Here is a 17,575-nt window from a genome sequence, read left to right as displayed (position 1 = left end):
CCGGACGCGGGCCCCGCACGGCCACGCGACGCGGCGCCCCACCCGGCACCCCACGCGCCCCCAACACACGCCACGCGGAACGGTCCCCCGCCGGAACACAGAACGCGCCCCTCGCGCGCCGCGCGGCCGTTGTAGACCAGCAGGATGTGTCCGTCGCCGGTGAGCAGCGGCGGCGGTCCCGGTTCGATCAGGGACCCCTCCCAGGGGTGCGAGGGCTTCGCCACCGGGTCGTCGTTACCGACGGCCTCCCAGTGGATCAGGTCCTTCGAGGTGGCCCAGAAGATGTTCGACCCCCGAAGTACATCCAGTACGTCGGTCGTAGCCGGTGTACGTGAGGTAATACATGAATCCGGTCCGCCACGTGCGGCGTCACAGCACGGAGAACCGCACCAGCCCTTCGCGGACCGGTACCGCCCCCTCGACCTGGAACGACACGTACCGTGCCGACCCCGCGGTGCTGAGCCTCCGCGTGCGTTTGCGGCCGCTGAGGCGGCCGGCGCCGCGGTAGGTGATGCCGTCGTGGCTGAACTCGACCTTCGCGGACGGGGCAACGGCGGTGGTCCACTCGGCCTCCACGGACCGGATCGGCTGGTCCGCGCCCAGATCCACGACCATGCGCCCGTCCTTCCCAGGACTCCACGCCGTGTCCGGGTCACCGTCCACCGCGGCGGACGGTTCCGACATCCCCGTGGGCAGGGGACCGGTGGGAAAGACGTCGCGGCCACGTGCGCGGTCTTTGTGGGGGTAGGCGGTGGCGCCGCGCAGGGTGACCTCGGTCTCGCGGCCGCCCCGCACCGTCGCCACCGTGCTGTGTCCCTGCCCCCCGACGCGCACCCGGCAACGGGCCCCGGACAGCCGCAGACGCGCCCCGTCGTCCGCCTGTACGCGCAATCCGGGCGGCAGGAGCGTGCCCGACAGCGGGGTGAGCGTGAACCGGGGTGCGAGCAGGACAGCGGCGCCGGCGGCGAGTCGGGCCTCGAACGCCGTACCCGCGCGGGTGACGGTCTGCGGGCCCTCGAAGACCAGCAGGCGCGGTCCGGACTGCGGCACCTCGATCCGGGTGGCGACCGGTTCGCCGGAGAGGTTGAAGACGCTCAGGTAGTCGTCGGTGAGAGCCGCGAGCACATCCGGGTGGATCGCCGTGGGGACCGGCTTGCGGGCAAGGGCACGCAGCGTCTTGGCCGAGGCGCCGGGGAAGCCCTCGATCAGGACAGGTGCCGCCGGGCCGTCGGACAGCACGACGGCGTCGTCGTAGACGGCCAGAGGGTGCTCCGCACCGCGTACGACGAGGCCGGCCCGGCCGTCGATGTCCAGCCAGCCGCCTCGGCTGCTGGCCGCGGGCCTCGGCCAGGCCGCCAGCTCGCTCCAGTGGGCTCCGTCCGGTGAACCCTGCAGGCGGTAGGCGCGCCCGGCGGCGGACTCCCAACGCAGGGTGGCCTCCCCGACCTGCTGGGTGGAGCCGAGGTCCACGGACAGCCAGCTGTCAGCGCGCGGACGCTCGTCCTTCGCCACCGCCCAACGGGTCGTCGCGTCGCCGTCCACCGCGAGGCCCGGCCCCTTGCCGGCGTCGGATGAGGACGCCGTGGCCGTCTTGCCGCGGGCCAGGTCCTGCCCGTCGGCGTCGGCACGGACCTCGAAGGCGAACAGGGAGTAGCCGTACGACGGGTCGGGGCGCACACCGAGCATGCGCAGGTGTCGCACCCCGGTGCGCTCGAAGGTCACGCGGTCGACGCGCCCAGCGGCCGCGGCCGAGGAGTCGTCCTGCGCGCGGACCGTCACCTCGCCCTCCGCGAAACGGTAGGTCCGGGCCCCGCCGAGGCCCGCCACACCGGGCATCGTGAGGTTGTGGACCTCGAGATGCCCCTCCCCGTCGGCCGTGCCACTGCTGGCGTAGACGACGGCGCCCGTAGGCAGGGTCGTGTACCCGGCGTAGCCGCCGTCCAAGCGCAGCACCGTCGCGGTGCCGTCGAAGCCGTCGCGGACCTCCCCGTACAGCCGGACCGAGCGGCCGCCGGCCTTCCCCACCGTCGCCGGAAGGAACATCGGCGTGGCGCCGCTCAGCCGGAACAGCCAGTCGTCGTGGGCCGGCTGCCAGGCGAACTTCACGAAGTCCGGCTTGGATACGGCGCCCGCCCACGCCGCGGGCGATTGGTGCGACACCAGCCCGGGGCCGGCGCCGAAGTCCGTGACCCCCGATGCCTCCGCGAACAGCTCGGCGTGGGACAGCGGCCGCACCCGGCGCCCGGCGCCGGCCGCCCAGACGTGCAGCAGATAGCTGATCGCGACCTCGGCCCGGGCCTCGGGCTCGTACTTCGGCTCGCCGGAGAACTTCGCCAACCGGTACTCGGGCGGGTACTTCTGGTACGCCTCCAGGCGCTCGGCCAGGTCCTGCTCGGCGCGCGCGGCGGCGCGGTCGCCCGCCACCTGCGCCAGAAAGGCCAGCGGGATCACGTCACGGCCGTAGAGGTGCTCGCGGTCGGCCACCATCGGCATCAGCGGTTCGCCGGCGTCGCTCATGACACCGAGCAGCGTGCGCCACAGCGGCCGCGCGTTGGGCTGGCGCGTCAGGACCTCGGGCAGAGGGCGTCCGGCGGCCAGGAAGTGAGCGGCGTTACGACCCGAGGTACGCCACAGCTCCTCCTGGTAGTGCGGCCCGAACGAGCCGTGGTTCTCCACGATGAAGGTGTCGTAGAGGTTGCGAGCCGTGTTCTCCGAGACGGGGACGCCGTCCACTTTGGCCGGGTTGGCGAGGTCGGCCGGCGGTAACCCGGCCTCGTTGCGCGACCAAGTGCCGTAGCCGTCCGCCCAGGCGGTGGCGCGCGCGTCTTCGGGCGCCCACGCGAGGGCGGGCGCGAGCGTCTGCGCGTACAGCCCCATCTCCTCCAGCTTGGTGTCGCCTTCGTAACCGCCCTTCAGTCCGTTCGGCGTCCAGTCGCCGGAGTCCGGGTCGTCGCCGGTGCCCAGCGATGTGGTGTAGGCGGCCTGTTCACGCGTGATGATGTCGATGTGCTTGCGCGTGGTGGCGTCCACGTCGTCCCACAGCAGCCGGGCGGCAAGGAGGAAGTACGACTGGAAGGTCGTGTCGAAGAACAGCGTGCGGCCCCATTCCGTGCCGCCGGTGAGCCGGTTCGAGGCGGCGAAGTGGCGGATGGAGGCGAGGGTCCGCTTCTTGAGGGTCTCGCTGTCGATACCGGCCAGGTCCGCGTCGTAGCTGCCGTGCGTGAGCAGAACGGCGTTGCCGAGCACCACGGCGAAGCCGAAGTTCTTGTGCGTGTAGTGGCCCTTGGCCCCGTCCCACTGCGTCTCCGACCAATTGGTGTGGTGCAGCAGCACGCGGTGGTACGTGGCGGCGATGCCGTCGGGCGGTGGCGCGGAGCGGCCCGCGGCGTGAGTCGGCGTGCCGCCCAGCGCGGTGGGCAGAGCCGTCACGGCGCCCGTGAGGCCGAGGAGTTGCAGGAAGCGGCGGCGGTCGGCCTGAAGAGGGTGCGGCACTGAGAGGTCCTCTCAGATAGACAACGTTGTCAGCCGGGCATGCCGCACAGTTTCCGGCGGTGTACGGGCGGCGTCAACGGATGGGATGAGAGTGGCCGCAGGCGAGATCGACGACCATGGCGCGTGGAATCCGGCAGCCGGTGCCCCGGTCGAGGCAGGCAGCTCATCGCCGGGAAGAGGCCCCAACGATCCGATGGTCGCGCGAGCCCCGCCCGGACACCCCCGCCGGGAGACAGCGATACAGTACCGATGGGCGTAGATACCTGGATGACTGGGGCGACGCGATTGCGCAGCACAGTGGTGATCCTCACGGCACTGGGTCTGGAATACCAGTCGGTGCGGCAGTACCTGAGCGGCTGTGAGGTGGTCCGCCATCAGACCGGAACTGTCTTCGAAGTGGGCGATTTGGACGGGACGCCCTGGCAGGTGGCGCTGGCGGAGCTCGGGGAGGGCAATCGTCCGGCTGCCATCGTCACCGAGCAGGCCCGCCAGCTCTTCTCCCCCGGCGCGCTGCTGTTCGTCGGTGTCGCCGGCGCACTCAAAGACGACGTGGAGCTCGGCGATGTCGTGATCGCCACCCGGGTCCACGCCATCCACGGAGGCAAGGACACCCCCGAAGGGTTCATGGCCCGCCCGGAGGGCTGGGCCGGCTCCCATACGCTGCTGCAGACCGCCCGCCTCGCCCTGCGTTCGGCGTCGTGGCGGCCGGAGCCGGCCATAGGGAACACCGAAGGGCGGCGGGGGCCACAGGTGCACTTCAAGCCCATCGCAGCCGGGGACGTAGTGCTCAACTCCTCTGCCTCCGCGCTGCGTCGACAAGTGCATACGCACTACAACGACGTCGCGGCAATCGAGATGGAAAGCGCGGGAATGGCGCACGCCGCCCAGATCGGTCACATCGACGCGCTGACCATACGCGGCATCAGCGACAAGGCCGACGGCAACAAGTACCCGGACGCCGATGCCGAACACCAGCCACGGGCGGCTGCCCACGCCGCGGCGGCCGCCGTCGCCGTCATCCGGCGGCTACCGGCGCCTCCAACGACGGCTGCCGCCTCCCACACCTCATCGGACGGAGTGCCTCCGTCACAGCGGGAGGGCGCCCCTAGCAGTCCGCGGAAGGGCCCGCCCCTATCGGTACGACACCTGTTGTCCTGCCTCGCGGACGCGCCGCTGCCCCTGTACGTGCTGTCCCCCGCAGCCATCGCCTCGGTCGGCATTCCGGACCTCTCCGCGGATCGCGTATCAGCCGATCTCAGCGACTTCACCGTCCATTCCGTCACGGCGTCCGGACAACCCGGCGCGCCCGCCGTGCCCTGCGTCAGCAGGGACGCAGCCACGCAGGCGGAGACCGCACGCGAGATGTCCCATGAACACTCCCAGGTGTGCGCGTATGCCGCCGCTCTTCTGGATCACGCGGTGACGGTGGTTCCGGATGGCTCTACCTTGCGCCTGCTCGCGCCGCACGCGATGGCACTGCTGTGGCGCGACAGCCACAATCCGACACGCGCCGTCGCGGCCGCACGCCGGGTGCGGGACGCTTACCTGGCGCTGGGCGCGTACGAGGAGGGGTTGCCGCTCGCGGTCCAGATCGTCAAGACCGGGCGAGGCGATCTGAAGGACGACCTGGCGCTCGGCCAACTCCGCAGGGGCTGCGGCGACTTCCCCGAAGCTGAGGCAGTGCTCCGACAGGTCCTGGCTCGGGCGGAGAAGGATGCCCACGCACACGGGCTGTCGCTGGCCGGGCGAACCGGCCCCAGTATGAGGGACATCTTCAGGGAGAACGCGAACGGTCCGTTCACCAGAGAACTCTCCCCGGTGCAGTGCGACGTGCTGGGCTTCGTCGCCGAAGTACAGCATGCGCTGGGCAACACCCTCTACGACATGCGGCGTTACGGGCAAAGCGAGCGGCTGCTGCAGGCCGCCGTAGGGCTCCTGTGGAGAACACAGGGCGCGCCCCATCCGGGCCGTATGGTCGCTCAGATGCACCGCGCGAAGGCGGTGGTGCGACAACGTCGTTGGGAAGAGGCGCTCGGGCTGGTTCACGATGTCCTCCCCCACCTCGCCCAGCTACGACTCGACCGAGACAGCCCTGAGGACGACGCGCTCATATGCCTGGCGCATGCCGAAGTGACCGCGGACATCGTCGCCTCTCTCCAACGGGGGGATACACAGCAGATGCGAGGCGTCGGGATGTTCCCGGCGATCGTGGTGAAGTGGCTGGGGCGAACGGTCACCACCGCTCGACCGGAAAAGCTCACATGGGACGACGTGCGGCACCTCGGCGATGACGCCGTACGAGCCTGCGAAAGTACCTTCGGCGACGCCCACCCGCATACCGGGGCAGCCACGACGGTGCGCGACCGCGCGGTTGCCGGACAGCACAGGGCCGCACGCTCGTAGCGCCGACGGTCCGTCTCGCAGGCGTCGCCCTGCACTTGCCGAGAATGTCATCCGCTCTGAACGCCGCCATGCCGCCTCCTGCCGACCCAAACGCCCGGGACGACCGTGCACCGTGCGCCCGCTGACGCGAGGTCTTCCCGGTCGCCCCCCCCAGGGCCGATGAGAATCCGCGCTGGGGCCACCGGCGGATCCAGGGCGAATTGGCTCGGCCCGGCCACCGTATCGCCGCCTCGACGGTGTGGCAGATCCTGAACGCAGCGGGTATCGACCCGGCGCCGCGTCGCTCGGGTCCGACCCCCGCTGCCAGCAACTGGCCGCCGAAGGTGACCACGGCAGCTGGACCTTCGGCGTCGACCTCCCCCGACCACTGTCGTACCACCATCCGCCGCGTCGGCTTCCCCACTCAGGACGCCGCCCAGGCCACCCTGCGGCGGATCCTCGAGGGCGAGGCAGGCGAGTTCAACGGCGACCCGAACCAGACCGTCGCCGATTGCCTCTCTACCTGGCTGGAGACGAAGGCGCGCCGCGGCCAGAACGCGCAGGGAGGGAAGAAGTGACCCGCCCGAGGAGTCGCGGCATCACATCAAGGCGTTCGCAGGCCAGCTGGCCATGGAGTCCGCCGACACGACGAAGCGGTGGCGTACGCCGCCGAGCACCTGCCCGGCCACCTCCTGGGCCGCTGGCTCTACGCTCTCAAGGACCCCTTCTTCGCGCGACTGCCCACATGATGGGGTACTGGAGAGAGGTGCGGCATGGCTGAGGAAGAGATTCATTACCGGGACGCGACCGCGCTGGCGGGGCTGATCCGCGAACGGCACCTGTCCGCGGTGGAAGTGGTACGGGCGCACCTGGAGCGCATCGAGGCGGTCAACCCCGAGGTCAACGCCGTGGTCACGGTCCTCGCCGAGCAGGGGCTCGCCGCGGCCCGCGCGGTGGACGAGGCCGCGGCGGCGGGCGAGCCGGTGGGTCCGCTCACCGGCGTGCCGTTCACCGTCAAGGACGCGCTGGACGTGGCGGGGTCGGTGACCACACGCGGGTCGGCGATCTTCCGGGAGCGCGTCCCCGTAACGGACGCGACCGCGGTGGCCCGCCTGCGGGCCGCAGGTGCAATTCCGCTGGCCAAGACGAACCTGCCGGAGTTCTCCTACTGGACCGAGACCGACAACCTGCTCGTCGGCAGATCCCGTAATCCGTGGGACGGGGAGCGCACCCCGGGCGGCTCCAGCGGCGGTGAATCGGCCGCGATCGCCGCCGGGATGTCACCACTGGGCCTGGGCAGCGACGTGGCCATCTCGGTGCGCGGTCCAGCCCACGACACCGGCATCGTCGCCATGAAGGCGACGCGGGGGCGGATCCCGATCACCGGGCACTGGCCCGAGGTTCCCCGCCGTTACTGGCACGTCGGCCCGATGGCCCGCAGCGTGCGGGACGTCGCGACCGCGTTCCGGTCGCTGGCGGGGCCCGACGGCGTCGACGGGTACGTACGCCACTCGCCGCCCCACGCGGCCGAGCCCCGCGAACTGGCCGGGGCGCGGGTCGGCTGGGCGAGCGACCCGGCGTTCGGCCCGGTGGACCATGAGGTGACGGCCACCGTCAGGTCCGCCGCCGAGGCGCTGCGGGAGCTGGGCGCTACGGTCGAGCCTGCCCCGCCGCCCGGGCTGGAGGCGATCGACGCGACCGCGCTGAGCGCCGTGCTCTACACAGCCGAGGTGGTGCCGTACTTCCGGCAGGTGGCCGCCGGCCGCGAGTCGGAACTGCACCCCCTCATCCAGCGGACGCTCACGGCACCGGAGGTGACGACAGCCGACTACATCGCCGCACAGCAAGGGGTCGACGCGCTCAGCTCGCTGTTCGCCGCATACTTCGAGCGCTACGACGTGCTGCTGTGCCCGGTGTGCCCCGTCCCCGCACCACCGCACGCCCAGTCGACGTTCCGCGTCGGAGACGTGACCGTCCCGGCCCGTGGCATCATGCGGGCGACCGTTCCGTTCAACCTCACCGGCCTGCCCGCGCTGTCACTGCCGTTCGGGGCGAGCGCCGACGGTCTGCCGATCGGCGTTCAGCTCGTCTCCCGCTGGTACGACGAGGCCGCCCTCGTGCGACTGGGCGCCGCCCTGGAAGCGGTAAGCCCGGTGCGCGACCGCCACCCGTGGTGAGTGTTGGCGGTCGCCGAGGAGCGCAACGCACCTCTTCTTCCTGCGGCGGACGTCGTGGCGGGCCCGCAGGGGTACGGAACCGCTGCGTCGGCGCGATCCGGTCCGAGCACGCGGCCCCGCTGCTCTGTGCCAGCACGACGGTGTTCTCCCCGCTCCTGGAGAACCAGGTCCTGCCGACGCACCGCGTCGCCGTGGTCGGCGTCGGCGGCCTGGGCCACCTGGCCATCCGGTTCCTCGCCAGCTGGGGCTGCGCGGTCACCGCCATCTCCACGACACCCGCCAAGCGGGCCGACGCCGAACGAACGCTTCGGCGCGACCGACTTCATCGCCTCCTGCGAGGCGGGCGCCCTGCGGAAGGCCGCCGGCTCGTTCGACTTCATCATGTCCACCGTCTCGGCGGACCTGCCCTGGGACGACTACCTCGGCCTGCTGCGGCCGCAGGGCACGGCATCCGCCCGCAGGTGCAGACGTTCCGGCCAAGGACTTCGAGCAGGCACTGGCCCAGGTCCGCAAGGGCAGCGTCCGCTACCGTGCCGTCGTGGAGTTCGCGTAACCCGACATCGCCGACCGGCGGCCTCGGCGTGAACGACGAGCGCGAAGCGGAGGCTGCCGGCCGGCAGGGCGGGGCACCATCCGGAACGCGGCATCCCGCGCCGGTGAAGCGCACAGCCCGTGCGGGGCGCGGGCCTCGCCCGGTGTCCGTGGCAGGTGGGGTTCAGGGGGTGCGGTCGCGGTCTGGGGAGTAGAGGTGGCTGTCTTGGAACTGGGCCGCGGCGAGGGTTTGGCCTACCAGGATGACGGCCGTACGGACCACGCCCGCCGCCTTCACCTGGTCGGCGATGTCCGCCAGGGTGCCGCGCAGCACCAGTTCGTCGGGGCGGCTGGCCATGGCGACCACCGCAGCCGGGCAGTCGGGGCCGTAGTGCGGGAGGAGTTCGCCGACCACGCGGTCCACGTAGCGGGCGGCGAGGTGCAGGACGAGGAGGGCGCGGCTGCGGCCGAGGGTGGCGAGGTCCTCGCCGTCGGGCATCGGGGTGGCCTGCTGGGCGACGCGGGTGAGGATGACGGTCTGGCCGACGGTCGGGACCGTCAGTTCCCGCTTCAGCGCGGCGGCCGCGGCGGCGAAGGCGGGGACGCCGGGGACGACCTCGTACGGGACCCCGGCCGCGTCGAGGCGCCGCATCTGCTCGGCGACGGCGCTGAAGACCGACGGGTCGCCGGAGTGGAGGCGGGCCACGTCGTGGCCCGCCTCGTGGGCGGCGGCGAACTCGGCGGTGATCTGGTCGAGATCGAGCCCGGCGGTGTCGACCAGCCGCGCGTCCGGCGGGCATTCGGCCAGCAGCTCGCGCGGGACGAGGCTGCCCGCGTAGAGGCATACCTGGCAGCGGGCGAGGGTCCGCGCGCCGCGCAGGGTGATCAGGTCGGCGGCGCCGGGGCCCGCGCCGATGAAGTACACCGTCATCGTGTTTCTCCGCGTTTGGTGGTGGACCACTGGGTGACCGGCATCGCCTGGCGCCAGCCCGTGAAGCCGCCCACGGGCGTGGCGTGGGAGACGGCGAGGCGGATGAGGTCACCGCCGTGGCGGGTGTACCAGGTGGTGAGCAGGGCTTCGGATTCGAGGGTGACGGTGTTGACCACGAGGCGGCCGCCCGCCGGGAGCGCGGCCCAGCAGGCCTCCAGGAGGCCGGGCGTGGTGGCGCCGCCGCCGACGAAGACGGCGTCGGGGGCGGGCAGGCCGTCGAGGGCGGCCGGGGCGGCGCCGGTGACGACGCGCAGGGCGGGGACGCCGAGGGCGGTCGCGTTGCGGGTGATGCGTGTCGCGCGTACCGGATCGCGTTCGACGGAGACCGCGCGGCAGGCGGGGTGGGCGCGCATCCATTCCACGGCGATGGAGCCGGAGCCGCCGCCGACATCCCACAGCAGTTCGCCCGGGGCGGGGGCGAGGGCGGCGAGGGTGGCGGCGCGGACGTGGCGCTTGGTCAGCTGGCCGTCGTGTTCGTACGCGGCGTCCGGCAGCCCGGGGACGGCGGACAGGTGCGGGGTGTCCGCCGCCGGGGCGCAGTCCAGGGCGATGACGTTGAGGGGGTCGCCGGGCGGGTGGGGCCACTCCTCGGCGGTGGACTCGACGGTGTGTTCCCGCGCGCCGCCCAGCTGTTCCAGGACCCGCATCCGGGTCGGGCCGAAGCCACGGTCCCGCAGCAGCCCGGCGACCTCGGCCGGGGTCGCGGCACCGGCGCTGAGGACGAGCACCCGGCGGCCCGGGTACAGGGCGCGGGACAGGGCGGCGAGGGGGCGGCCGACGAGGCTGATCACCTCGGTGTCCTCCTGCGCCCAGCCGAGCCGCGCGCAGGCGTACGCGACGGACGAGGGGTGCGGCAGCACCCGCAGCGCGCCGGGGCCCAGCAGCTCGGTGAGGGTGCGGCCGATGCCGAAGAACATGGGGTCGCCGCTCGCCAGCACACAGACCCGGCGCCCGGCGTGCGCGGCGAGCAGCTCGGGGACGGCGGGGCGCAGCGGGGACGGCCAGGGGACGCGCTCGGCGGTGCATTCAGCTGGCAGCAGGCCGAGTTGGCGCGGTCCGCCGATGACGACCTCGGCCGTGCGCAGCGCCTCGCGGCCGTCCGGGGCGAGCCCGTCCCATCCGTCGGCGCCGACGCCGACGACGGTCAGGGGGGTGGGTGGTGGGCTCACAGGTGTTCCTCGTGGTGGTTCGGGGGCGGCTGCAACTCTACTGACCTGCTACGACGCTCCCGCCTCCGGCTCCGCCTCGGCCAGTGCGAGCAGCTGCTCCGCCGTCATCCCGGCCGGTATCGGCTCGGGCGCGGGTGTCCGCAGGGGCGGCTGCCAGCCGTCCTCGGGGGCCCAGCGCCGGATGATCCGGGCGGGCGCCCCGGCGACCACCGCGTGGTCGGGCACCTCGCCCCGAACAACCGCTCCGGCCGCGACGACGACGTTACGGCCCAGCCGCGCCCCGGGCAGGATCACCGCGCCCGCGCCCAGCCAGCTTCCGGAGCCGATCTCGACGGGGGCGCAGCGCGGCCACTGCCGCCCGATGGGCTGGTGGGGGTCGTCGTACGAATGGTTGTCGCTGGTCACGTAGACATACGGACCGCAGAACACGTCATCGCCGAACACCACGTCCCGGGAGGCGATGACATGGCTGCCGCGCCCCAGGACCACGCCGTTGCCGAGCCGCAGGATGGGCTCGGGGCCGAGATCGAGGCCGGGCATCATGCCGACGGTGAGCGTGACCTGTTCGCCGACCACGCAGTGGTCGCCGAGTTCGATCCACGGCTCGCCGAAGACGGTGCCCTGGGGGAACGCCAGCCGGGTGCCGGTGCCGATGCGGCCGAAGCGGTACGGTCCTGGCCGGTCGGCGGTCACCGCGCCCGCGCGCTGCACGGCGCGCCATCCGCGGTGCACCATCCGGGACGTGGCACGGCGGCGCCACGCCCGCCAGGATGAGAACACGTTCTCGTTCTTCGGCATGTACACACCGTATCCGGCGGCCGCCCAGCGCGGTACGCGGTCACCGCCGCAGTACGCGGTCACCGCCGCAGAACACAGTCACCGCACAGGCCGCCACCCGGCACCCGGTAGTACAGGCAGCAGGTGCGGCGCCGGAAGGCGAGGGGCACGGTGGTCAACTCCCCCGCGTCACACAGCGGCGGGTGGGCGAACTGGGCGCGGGCCACCGCCACCGCCCGCTCCCCCGCCTCGTCCAGGCCCCGCGCCCGGCACCAGTCGTGCAGCACCCGCAGCGAACCCACCAGCGCCGAGGCGGCGTTGCCCCACAGCAGCCGGTCCGAGACCCGGTAGGCGCGGCCGACGGCGTGGTGCAGCGGCGTCAGATGCCCGTACGCGCACGTGGCGAGCTGTCCGGCGAGCCCGCCCGGTTCGCCCATCGCGCGCGGCGCGCCGGGCCACCACAGGTCGTCGGGGGCGACCCGCGCGGGGTTCCACCACAGCCGGTCGGGGCGGAGGTCGTACACCGCGCCGGTCAGGACGGCGGGGCCGAGCGCGAGCGACCAGACGCGGGCGGCGAGCCCCTGGAAGACGAGGGAGGCCGCGACCCTCGGCTCGTCGGTGCCCAGGCTCGCGCCGACGGCCTCCACCCGGCCGCGCAGCAGCGGCCCGGCGGCGTCCTCGGCCGTCAGCCCGTACGCCTCGCCGATCGGCGCGTATCCCTCGGCACGCGGATCGCCGGACCCGGTGCGCAGCGCGAAGAACGGCCCCACCTCGGCGGCCGGCCATCCCACGGTCGACACTCAGCCGTCGGACGGCCCGGACGGCCCGGACGGCCCGGTCGACTCAGGCGGCGTACGGAACGCCTCCAGCAGCCGGTCCGCCGCCAGCGTCGCCGTCAGCGTGCCGTCGCGAACGTCCTGCTCCAGGCCGGGCGCGAGCCGCCGCACCCCGGGGTGGGCGTGCAGCCGGGCGAGCAGCTGGTCGCGCACCATGGACCAGGTCCAGCCGACCTGCTGGTCGCGGCGCTTGGCCTCCAGCGCCCCGGTGGCCTCCAGCACCCGGCGGTGCTGCTCCAGCCGCTCCCAGACCACGTCGAGCCCGGTGTTCTCGCGCGCCGAGCAGGTGAGCACGGGCGGGTTCCACGGCGCGTCCGGGGGCTGCAACAGCCGCAGCGCGCCCGCCAGTTCGCGGGCCGCTGACTTGGCGTCCCGGGCGTGCGAACCGTCCGCCTTGTTGATGGTGACGACGTCGGCCAGCTCCAGGACGCCCTTCTTGATGCCCTGCAGCTGGTCGCCGGTACGGGCCAGGGAGAGCAGCAGGAAGCTGTCGACCATGCCCGCGACCGCCGTCTCGGACTGGCCCACGCCGACGGTCTCCACGAGCACCACGTCATAGCCCGCGGCCTCCATCACCACCATGGACTCGCGGGTGGCGCGGGCGACCCCGCCGAGCGTCCCGGCGCTCGGCGAGGGGCGTACGAAGGCGTCCGGGTCGACGGCCAGCCGCTCCATCCGGGTCTTGTCGCCCAGGATGGAGCCGCCAGTACGGCTGGAGGACGGATCGACGGCGAGCACCGCCACCTTGTGGCCGAGCCCGGTGAGCATGGTGCCCAGGGCGTCGATGAAGGTCGACTTGCCTACCCCGGGCACCCCGCTGATGCCGACCCGCCGCGCCCCGCCGGTGTGCGGCAGCAGCTCGATCAGCAGCCGCTGGGCGAGGTCGCGGTGGTCGGCCCGGGTGGACTCGACGAGGGTGATGGCACGGGCGATGTACGCGCGCTTGCCGTCGAGCACGCCCTTGGCGTACTCCTCGATGTCGATCGTCCGTGGCATTACAGCTCGTGGCCGAGGTCGGCTGCCAGCTTCCGCACCAGGTCGTGGGCGGCGTCCGGGATGACCGTGCCCGGCAGGAAGACGGCGGCGGCACCGGCCTCGTGCAGGGTCTGGACGTCCTGCGGCGGGATGACGCCCCCGACGACGACGGTGATGTCCTCGCGGCCCGCCTCGGCCAGCTGCTCGCGCAGCGCGGGCACCAGCGTGAGGTGGCCCGCGGCCAGCGACGAGACGCCGACGATGTGCACATCGGCCTCCACCGCCTGCCGGGCGACCTCCTCCGGCGTCTGGAACAGCGGGCCGACGTCGACGTCGAAGCCGAGGTCGGCGAAGGCGGTCGCGATCACCTTCTGGCCACGGTCGTGCCCGTCCTGGCCCATCTTGGCGACCAGGATGCGGGGGCGGCGGCCCTCGGCGCTCTCGAACTTCTCCACCAGCGTGCGGGTGCGGTCCACACCGGACGACGGTCCGGCCTCGTCTCGATACACACCGGAGATCGTACGGATCTGGCCGGAGTGGCGGCCATACACCTTCTCCAGCGCGTCGGAGATCTCCCCGACGGTGGCCTTGGCGCGGGCGGCGTCCACGGCGAGCGCGAGCAGGTTGCCCTCCAGGCCGCTGCCGGGCCCGGACTCGGCGGCGGCGGTGAGCGCGCGCAGCGCGTCCTGGCAGACGGCCTCGTCGCGCTCGGCGCGCAGCCGCCGCAGCTTCTCGATCTGCTGGGCGCGCACCGAGGAGTTGTCGACCTTGAGGACCTCGATCTCCTCGTCGCTGTCCACCCGGTACTTGTTGACGCCGATCACCGGCTGGCGCCCGGAGTCGATCCGCGCCTGGGTGCGGGCGGCCGCCTCCTCGACGCGCAGCTTGGGGATGCCCGCGTCGATGGCCTTGGCCATGCCCCCGGCCGCCTCGACCTCCTCGATGTGCTGCCAGGCGCGCCGCGCCAGGTCGTACGTCAGCTTCTCGACGTAGGCGCTGCCGCCCCACGGGTCGATCACCCGCGTGGTGCCCGACTCCTGCTGCAGCAGCAGCTGGGTGTTGCGGGCGATCCGGGCCGAGAAGTCGGTCGGCAGGGCGAGGGCCTCGTCCAGGGCGTTGGTGTGCAGCGACTGGGTGTGGCCCTGGGTGGCGGCCATGGCCTCGACACACGTACGGGTCACGTTGTTGAACACGTCCTGAGCGGTCAGCGACCAGCCGGAGGTCTGCGAATGGGTGCGCAGCGACAGCGACTTGGGGTTCTTCGGGTCGAACTGCTTGACCAGCTTGGCCCACAGCAGCCGCGCCGCCCGCAGCTTGGCGACCTCCATGAAGAAGTTCATGCCGATCGCCCAGAAGAACGAGAGCCGCGGTGCGAACGCGTCCACGTCCATCCCGGCCTCCAGCCCGGCCCGCAGGTACTCCACGCCGTCCGCGAGGGTGTACGCCAGCTCCAGGTCGGCCGTGGCCCCGGCCTCCTGGATGTGGTAGCCGGAGATGGAGATGGAGTTGTAGCGCGGCATCCGCTGCGAGGTGAAGGCGAAGATGTCGGAGATGATCCGCATCGACGGCTGCGGCGGATAGATGTAGGTGTTGCGGACCATGAACTCCTTGAGGATGTCGTTCTGAATGGTCCCGGCCAGCTTCTCGGGCGCAACGCCCTGCTCCTCGGCGGCCACGATGTAGAGCGCGAGGATGGGCAGCACCGCGCCGTTCATCGTCATCGACACCGACATCCGGTCCAGCGGGATGCCGTCGAAGAGCTGCCGCATGTCGTAGATCGAGTCGATGGCCACGCCCGCCATGCCGACGTCACCGGTGACCCGGGGGTGGTCGCTGTCGTAGCCGCGGTGGGTGGGCAGGTCGAAGGCGACCGACAGGCCCTTCTGACCGGCCGCCAGGTTGCGGCGGTAGAACGCGTTGGACTCCTCGGCGGTGGAGAAGCCCGCGTACTGCCGGATCGTCCAGGGCTGGTTGACGTACATCGTCGGGTACGGGCCGCGCAGATACGGCGCCACGCCCGGGTAGGTGTCCAGGAAGTCCAGCCCGTCCAGGTCCTCCGCCGTGTACAGCGGCTTGACGCCGATGCCCTCGGGGGTGTCCCACACCAGGTCCTCGACGCCCTTGCCGACGCTGTCCTGCACCGCGGCGGCCCAGGCGGCGGAACCGGCACCGCCGGACGCCCCCTCGTCGGCCGGTCCCTCGAACTCGACGGCCGAGAAATCCGGGATCCCGCCCATCACCGCACCCCCATGATGTCCAGAGCCGAGGACAGCGCCTCGACCGCGTCGCAACCGGCGAAGACGAACCCGTCCACCCCGGCCCGCTCGTACTCTTCCTGAAGTGTCCCAGGCCGCCCGGCCAGGAGCACCCGCGCCGCCCCCGCGGCCTTCAGCCGCTCGGCGACGGCCGCCGCCTGCTCCGCGTACACCTTGTCGCTGGAGCACAGGCAGGCCACCGCCGCGCCGCTCGCGGCGAACGCCTCGGCCACCGACTCCGCGTCGACCGTGACCGGCTCCTGCACGGCCTCGATGCCGCCCGCCTGGAAGAGGTTGACGGCGAAGGAGGCGCGGGCGGTGTGCACGGCCGCCGGTCCCAGCGCGGCCAGGAACACCCGGGGCCGGGCGCCCCGGTCGGCCAGCCGCGCGTCGGAACGGGCGCGCAGCGCCTCGTACGCCTCGTCGCGGCGCACCCGCGGCAGCCCGCCGCCGGGCCGCTCCGGCGCGGCGGCGCGCTCGACCGGCGGCTCGGCGAGGTTCGGGAACTCGCTCACGCCGGTGATCGGTTCCTTGCGGCGGGCCAGCGCGCGCGAGCGGCGCTCCCAGGTGGCGGCCAGCCGGTCGCGTACCAGGCCTGAGGCGAGCGCCGCGGCCAGTCCCCCGGCCCGCTCGATCTCCTGGAACCAGGCCCACGCGGCACGGCAGATCTCGTCGGTCAGCGACTCGACGTACCAGGAGCCGCCGGCCGGGTCGATCACCCGGGCCAGCCCCGACTCCTCCAGCAGGATCGTGGAGGTGTTGCGGGCGATACGGCGGGCGAAGTCGTCCGGCAGGCCGATCGCACTGTCGAACGGCAGCACCGTGACCGCGTCGGCGCCGCCGACCCCGGCGGCCAGGCTCGCCACGGTGGTGCGGAGCATGTTCACCCAGGGGTCGCGCCGGGTCATCATCACCGGCGAGGTGACGGCGTGCTGGCGCTGGGCGCACTCCGGTGAGCCCGTGGCCGCCCCGCACGCCTCCGCGACCCGCGCCCACAGCCGCCGGGCGGCGCGCAGCTTGGCGATGGTGGTGAACTGGTCGGCGGTGGCCGCGTAGCGGAACTCCAGCTCGGCGCAGGCCGCCTCGACGGTCATCCCGGCCCCGGTCAGCGCGCGCAGATACGCCACTCCGGCGGCCAGCGAGCAGCCCAGCTCCTGGGCGACCCCGCCCCCGGCCTCGTGGTACGGCAGCGCGTCCACCGTGAGGGCCCGTACGCCGGGGTGGTCGCGGTAGCAGGCGACCGCCAGGTCGGCGGCGGCGGCCAGGTCGGCGGGCACATCGGCGTCCCGGCCGGTACGGGCCGCCAGGCCCAGCGGGTCGGCGCCCAGGTTGCCGAGCGCCGCGTGCGGCGGCACCTGACGGTCCGCGTACAGCCGCAGCAGGGCGTGGCCCGCGGCCTCGAAGTCGGCGCCCGCGTCGAGGACGACGGGCGCGAGGTCGAGGTAGACACCGGCCAGGGCCTCGGGCAGCGCGTCGACGGGCACCCCGCCCTCGCCGACCGCCAGCCACACCGACCCGGCGCCGTGCTCCAGGTCGGCGAGCACGGCCCGGTTGGTGGTGGCCGCGTCCGGGTGGATGTGCCGCTGGCGGATGTCCCAGCCGGAGACCGCGGACCCGGCGGGGCGCGCGCCGCGCAGATACGGGGCGAAGCCGGGATGGCCGGAGTGGCCGTGGCCGGGGTCCTGCGGGGCGTCCTCGGACGTGTAGAGGGGTCGGACGGTGATGCCGTCCTCCACCTCGGTCGCGAGAGCGGCTTCGGCGTGTACGCCCGTGGCATCCGACGCGCCGGTTTTACGCAGCACGCCTTCCACGAGGCGATGCCACTCGTCTCGTGTCACATCCGGGAATTCATCGGCTAGGGGAAGCCCGTCGGGCAGGACCGTCATGAAAGGGAGGCTAATGGGCGTGGCTAAAGCCGCAGCAGAGGGTAGGGATGTGAGGTTACTCTCGGCCCCGGATGCCCGGTTCCGACCGATTACCCGCTGGTAAG

The 17,575-nt window shown here is 72.9% G+C and carries 11 protein-coding genes and 1 pseudogene; 4 read left to right on the top strand and 8 right to left on the bottom strand.

Annotation, left to right across the window (positions count from 1 at the left end; all coding sequences use genetic code 11):
• Positions 1–369: 369 nt before the first annotated feature.
• Positions 370–3,492, bottom strand: coding sequence for a discoidin domain-containing protein (locus tag ACFV9T_RS17980; protein ID WP_385441247.1), 3,123 nt, complete (start codon positions 3,490–3,492; stop codon positions 370–372).
• Between the two features lie 285 nt (positions 3,493–3,777).
• Between ACFV9T_RS17980 and ACFV9T_RS17975 the strand changes: the two genes are divergently transcribed.
• The 4 genes and pseudogenes from ACFV9T_RS17975 (at position 3,778) to ACFV9T_RS17960 (ending at position 8,051) form a co-directional block, all read left to right on the top strand.
• Positions 3,778–5,895 carry a hypothetical protein gene (locus tag ACFV9T_RS17975; protein ID WP_385441244.1) on the top strand — a complete coding sequence of 706 codons (2,118 nt, stop codon included), beginning with the start codon at positions 3,778–3,780 and terminating at the stop codon, positions 5,893–5,895.
• A 155-nt stretch (positions 5,896–6,050) separates the two neighbouring features.
• Positions 6,051–6,191, top strand: a pseudogene (locus tag ACFV9T_RS17970) (integrase); the annotation flags it as partial.
• Between the two features lie 27 nt (positions 6,192–6,218).
• Positions 6,219–6,452 carry a hypothetical protein gene (locus ACFV9T_RS17965; RefSeq protein WP_385441241.1) on the top strand — a complete coding sequence of 78 codons (234 nt, stop codon included), beginning with the start codon at positions 6,219–6,221 and terminating at the stop codon, positions 6,450–6,452.
• Positions 6,453–6,647: 195 nt separating this feature from the next.
• Positions 6,648–8,051, top strand: coding sequence for an amidase (locus ACFV9T_RS17960; protein ID WP_385441239.1), 1,404 nt, complete (start codon positions 6,648–6,650; stop codon positions 8,049–8,051).
• A gap of 715 nt (positions 8,052–8,766) precedes the next feature.
• Here the strand turns inward: ACFV9T_RS17960 and cobM are convergent.
• The 7 genes from cobM to mutA are packed head-to-tail and all read right to left on the bottom strand — an operon-like array spanning position 8,767 to position 17,471.
• The gene (gene cobM / locus ACFV9T_RS17955; RefSeq protein WP_385441237.1) at positions 8,767–9,513 is read right to left on the bottom strand and encodes a precorrin-4 C(11)-methyltransferase; all 747 of its coding nucleotides are present in this window, start codon (positions 9,511–9,513) and stop codon (positions 8,767–8,769) included.
• A complete protein-coding gene (gene cbiE / locus ACFV9T_RS17950) occupies positions 9,510–10,742 on the bottom strand; it encodes a precorrin-6y C5,15-methyltransferase (decarboxylating) subunit CbiE (protein ID WP_385441235.1) in 1,233 nt (410 codons plus the stop codon). Before cbiE ends, cobM begins: the two co-directional genes overlap by 4 nt.
• A gap of 48 nt (positions 10,743–10,790) precedes the next feature.
• Positions 10,791–11,540 (bottom strand): acyltransferase, encoded by a 750-nt coding sequence (locus ACFV9T_RS17945; protein ID WP_385441234.1) that lies wholly within the window; start codon positions 11,538–11,540, stop codon positions 10,791–10,793.
• A gap of 59 nt (positions 11,541–11,599) precedes the next feature.
• Positions 11,600–12,319 (bottom strand): (2Fe-2S)-binding protein, encoded by a 720-nt coding sequence (locus ACFV9T_RS17940; protein ID WP_385441233.1) that lies wholly within the window; start codon positions 12,317–12,319, stop codon positions 11,600–11,602.
• On the bottom strand, positions 12,320–13,351 hold the full coding sequence (meaB, locus tag ACFV9T_RS17935) for a methylmalonyl Co-A mutase-associated GTPase MeaB (protein WP_385441231.1): 1,032 nt from the start codon (positions 13,349–13,351) through the stop codon (positions 12,320–12,322).
• Positions 13,351–15,567: a methylmalonyl-CoA mutase gene (gene scpA / locus ACFV9T_RS17930; RefSeq protein WP_385441229.1), complete on the bottom strand. Its 2,217-nt coding sequence runs from the start codon at positions 15,565–15,567 to the stop codon at positions 13,351–13,353. The genes meaB and scpA overlap by 1 nt, the downstream gene beginning before the upstream one ends.
• Positions 15,567–17,471 carry a methylmalonyl-CoA mutase small subunit gene (gene mutA, locus ACFV9T_RS17925; RefSeq protein WP_385441226.1) on the bottom strand — a complete coding sequence of 635 codons (1,905 nt, stop codon included), beginning with the start codon at positions 17,469–17,471 and terminating at the stop codon, positions 15,567–15,569. Before mutA ends, scpA begins: the two co-directional genes overlap by 1 nt.
• Between the last annotated feature and the right edge of the window lie 104 nt (positions 17,472–17,575).

Source organism: Streptomyces sp. NPDC059850 (genome assembly GCF_042731515.1).
Lineage (GTDB): Bacteria > Actinomycetota > Actinomycetes > Streptomycetales > Streptomycetaceae > Streptomyces.
The sequence above is the reverse complement of the archived record's forward strand: the minus strand, read 5'-3'. Positions and strand labels throughout refer to the sequence as shown.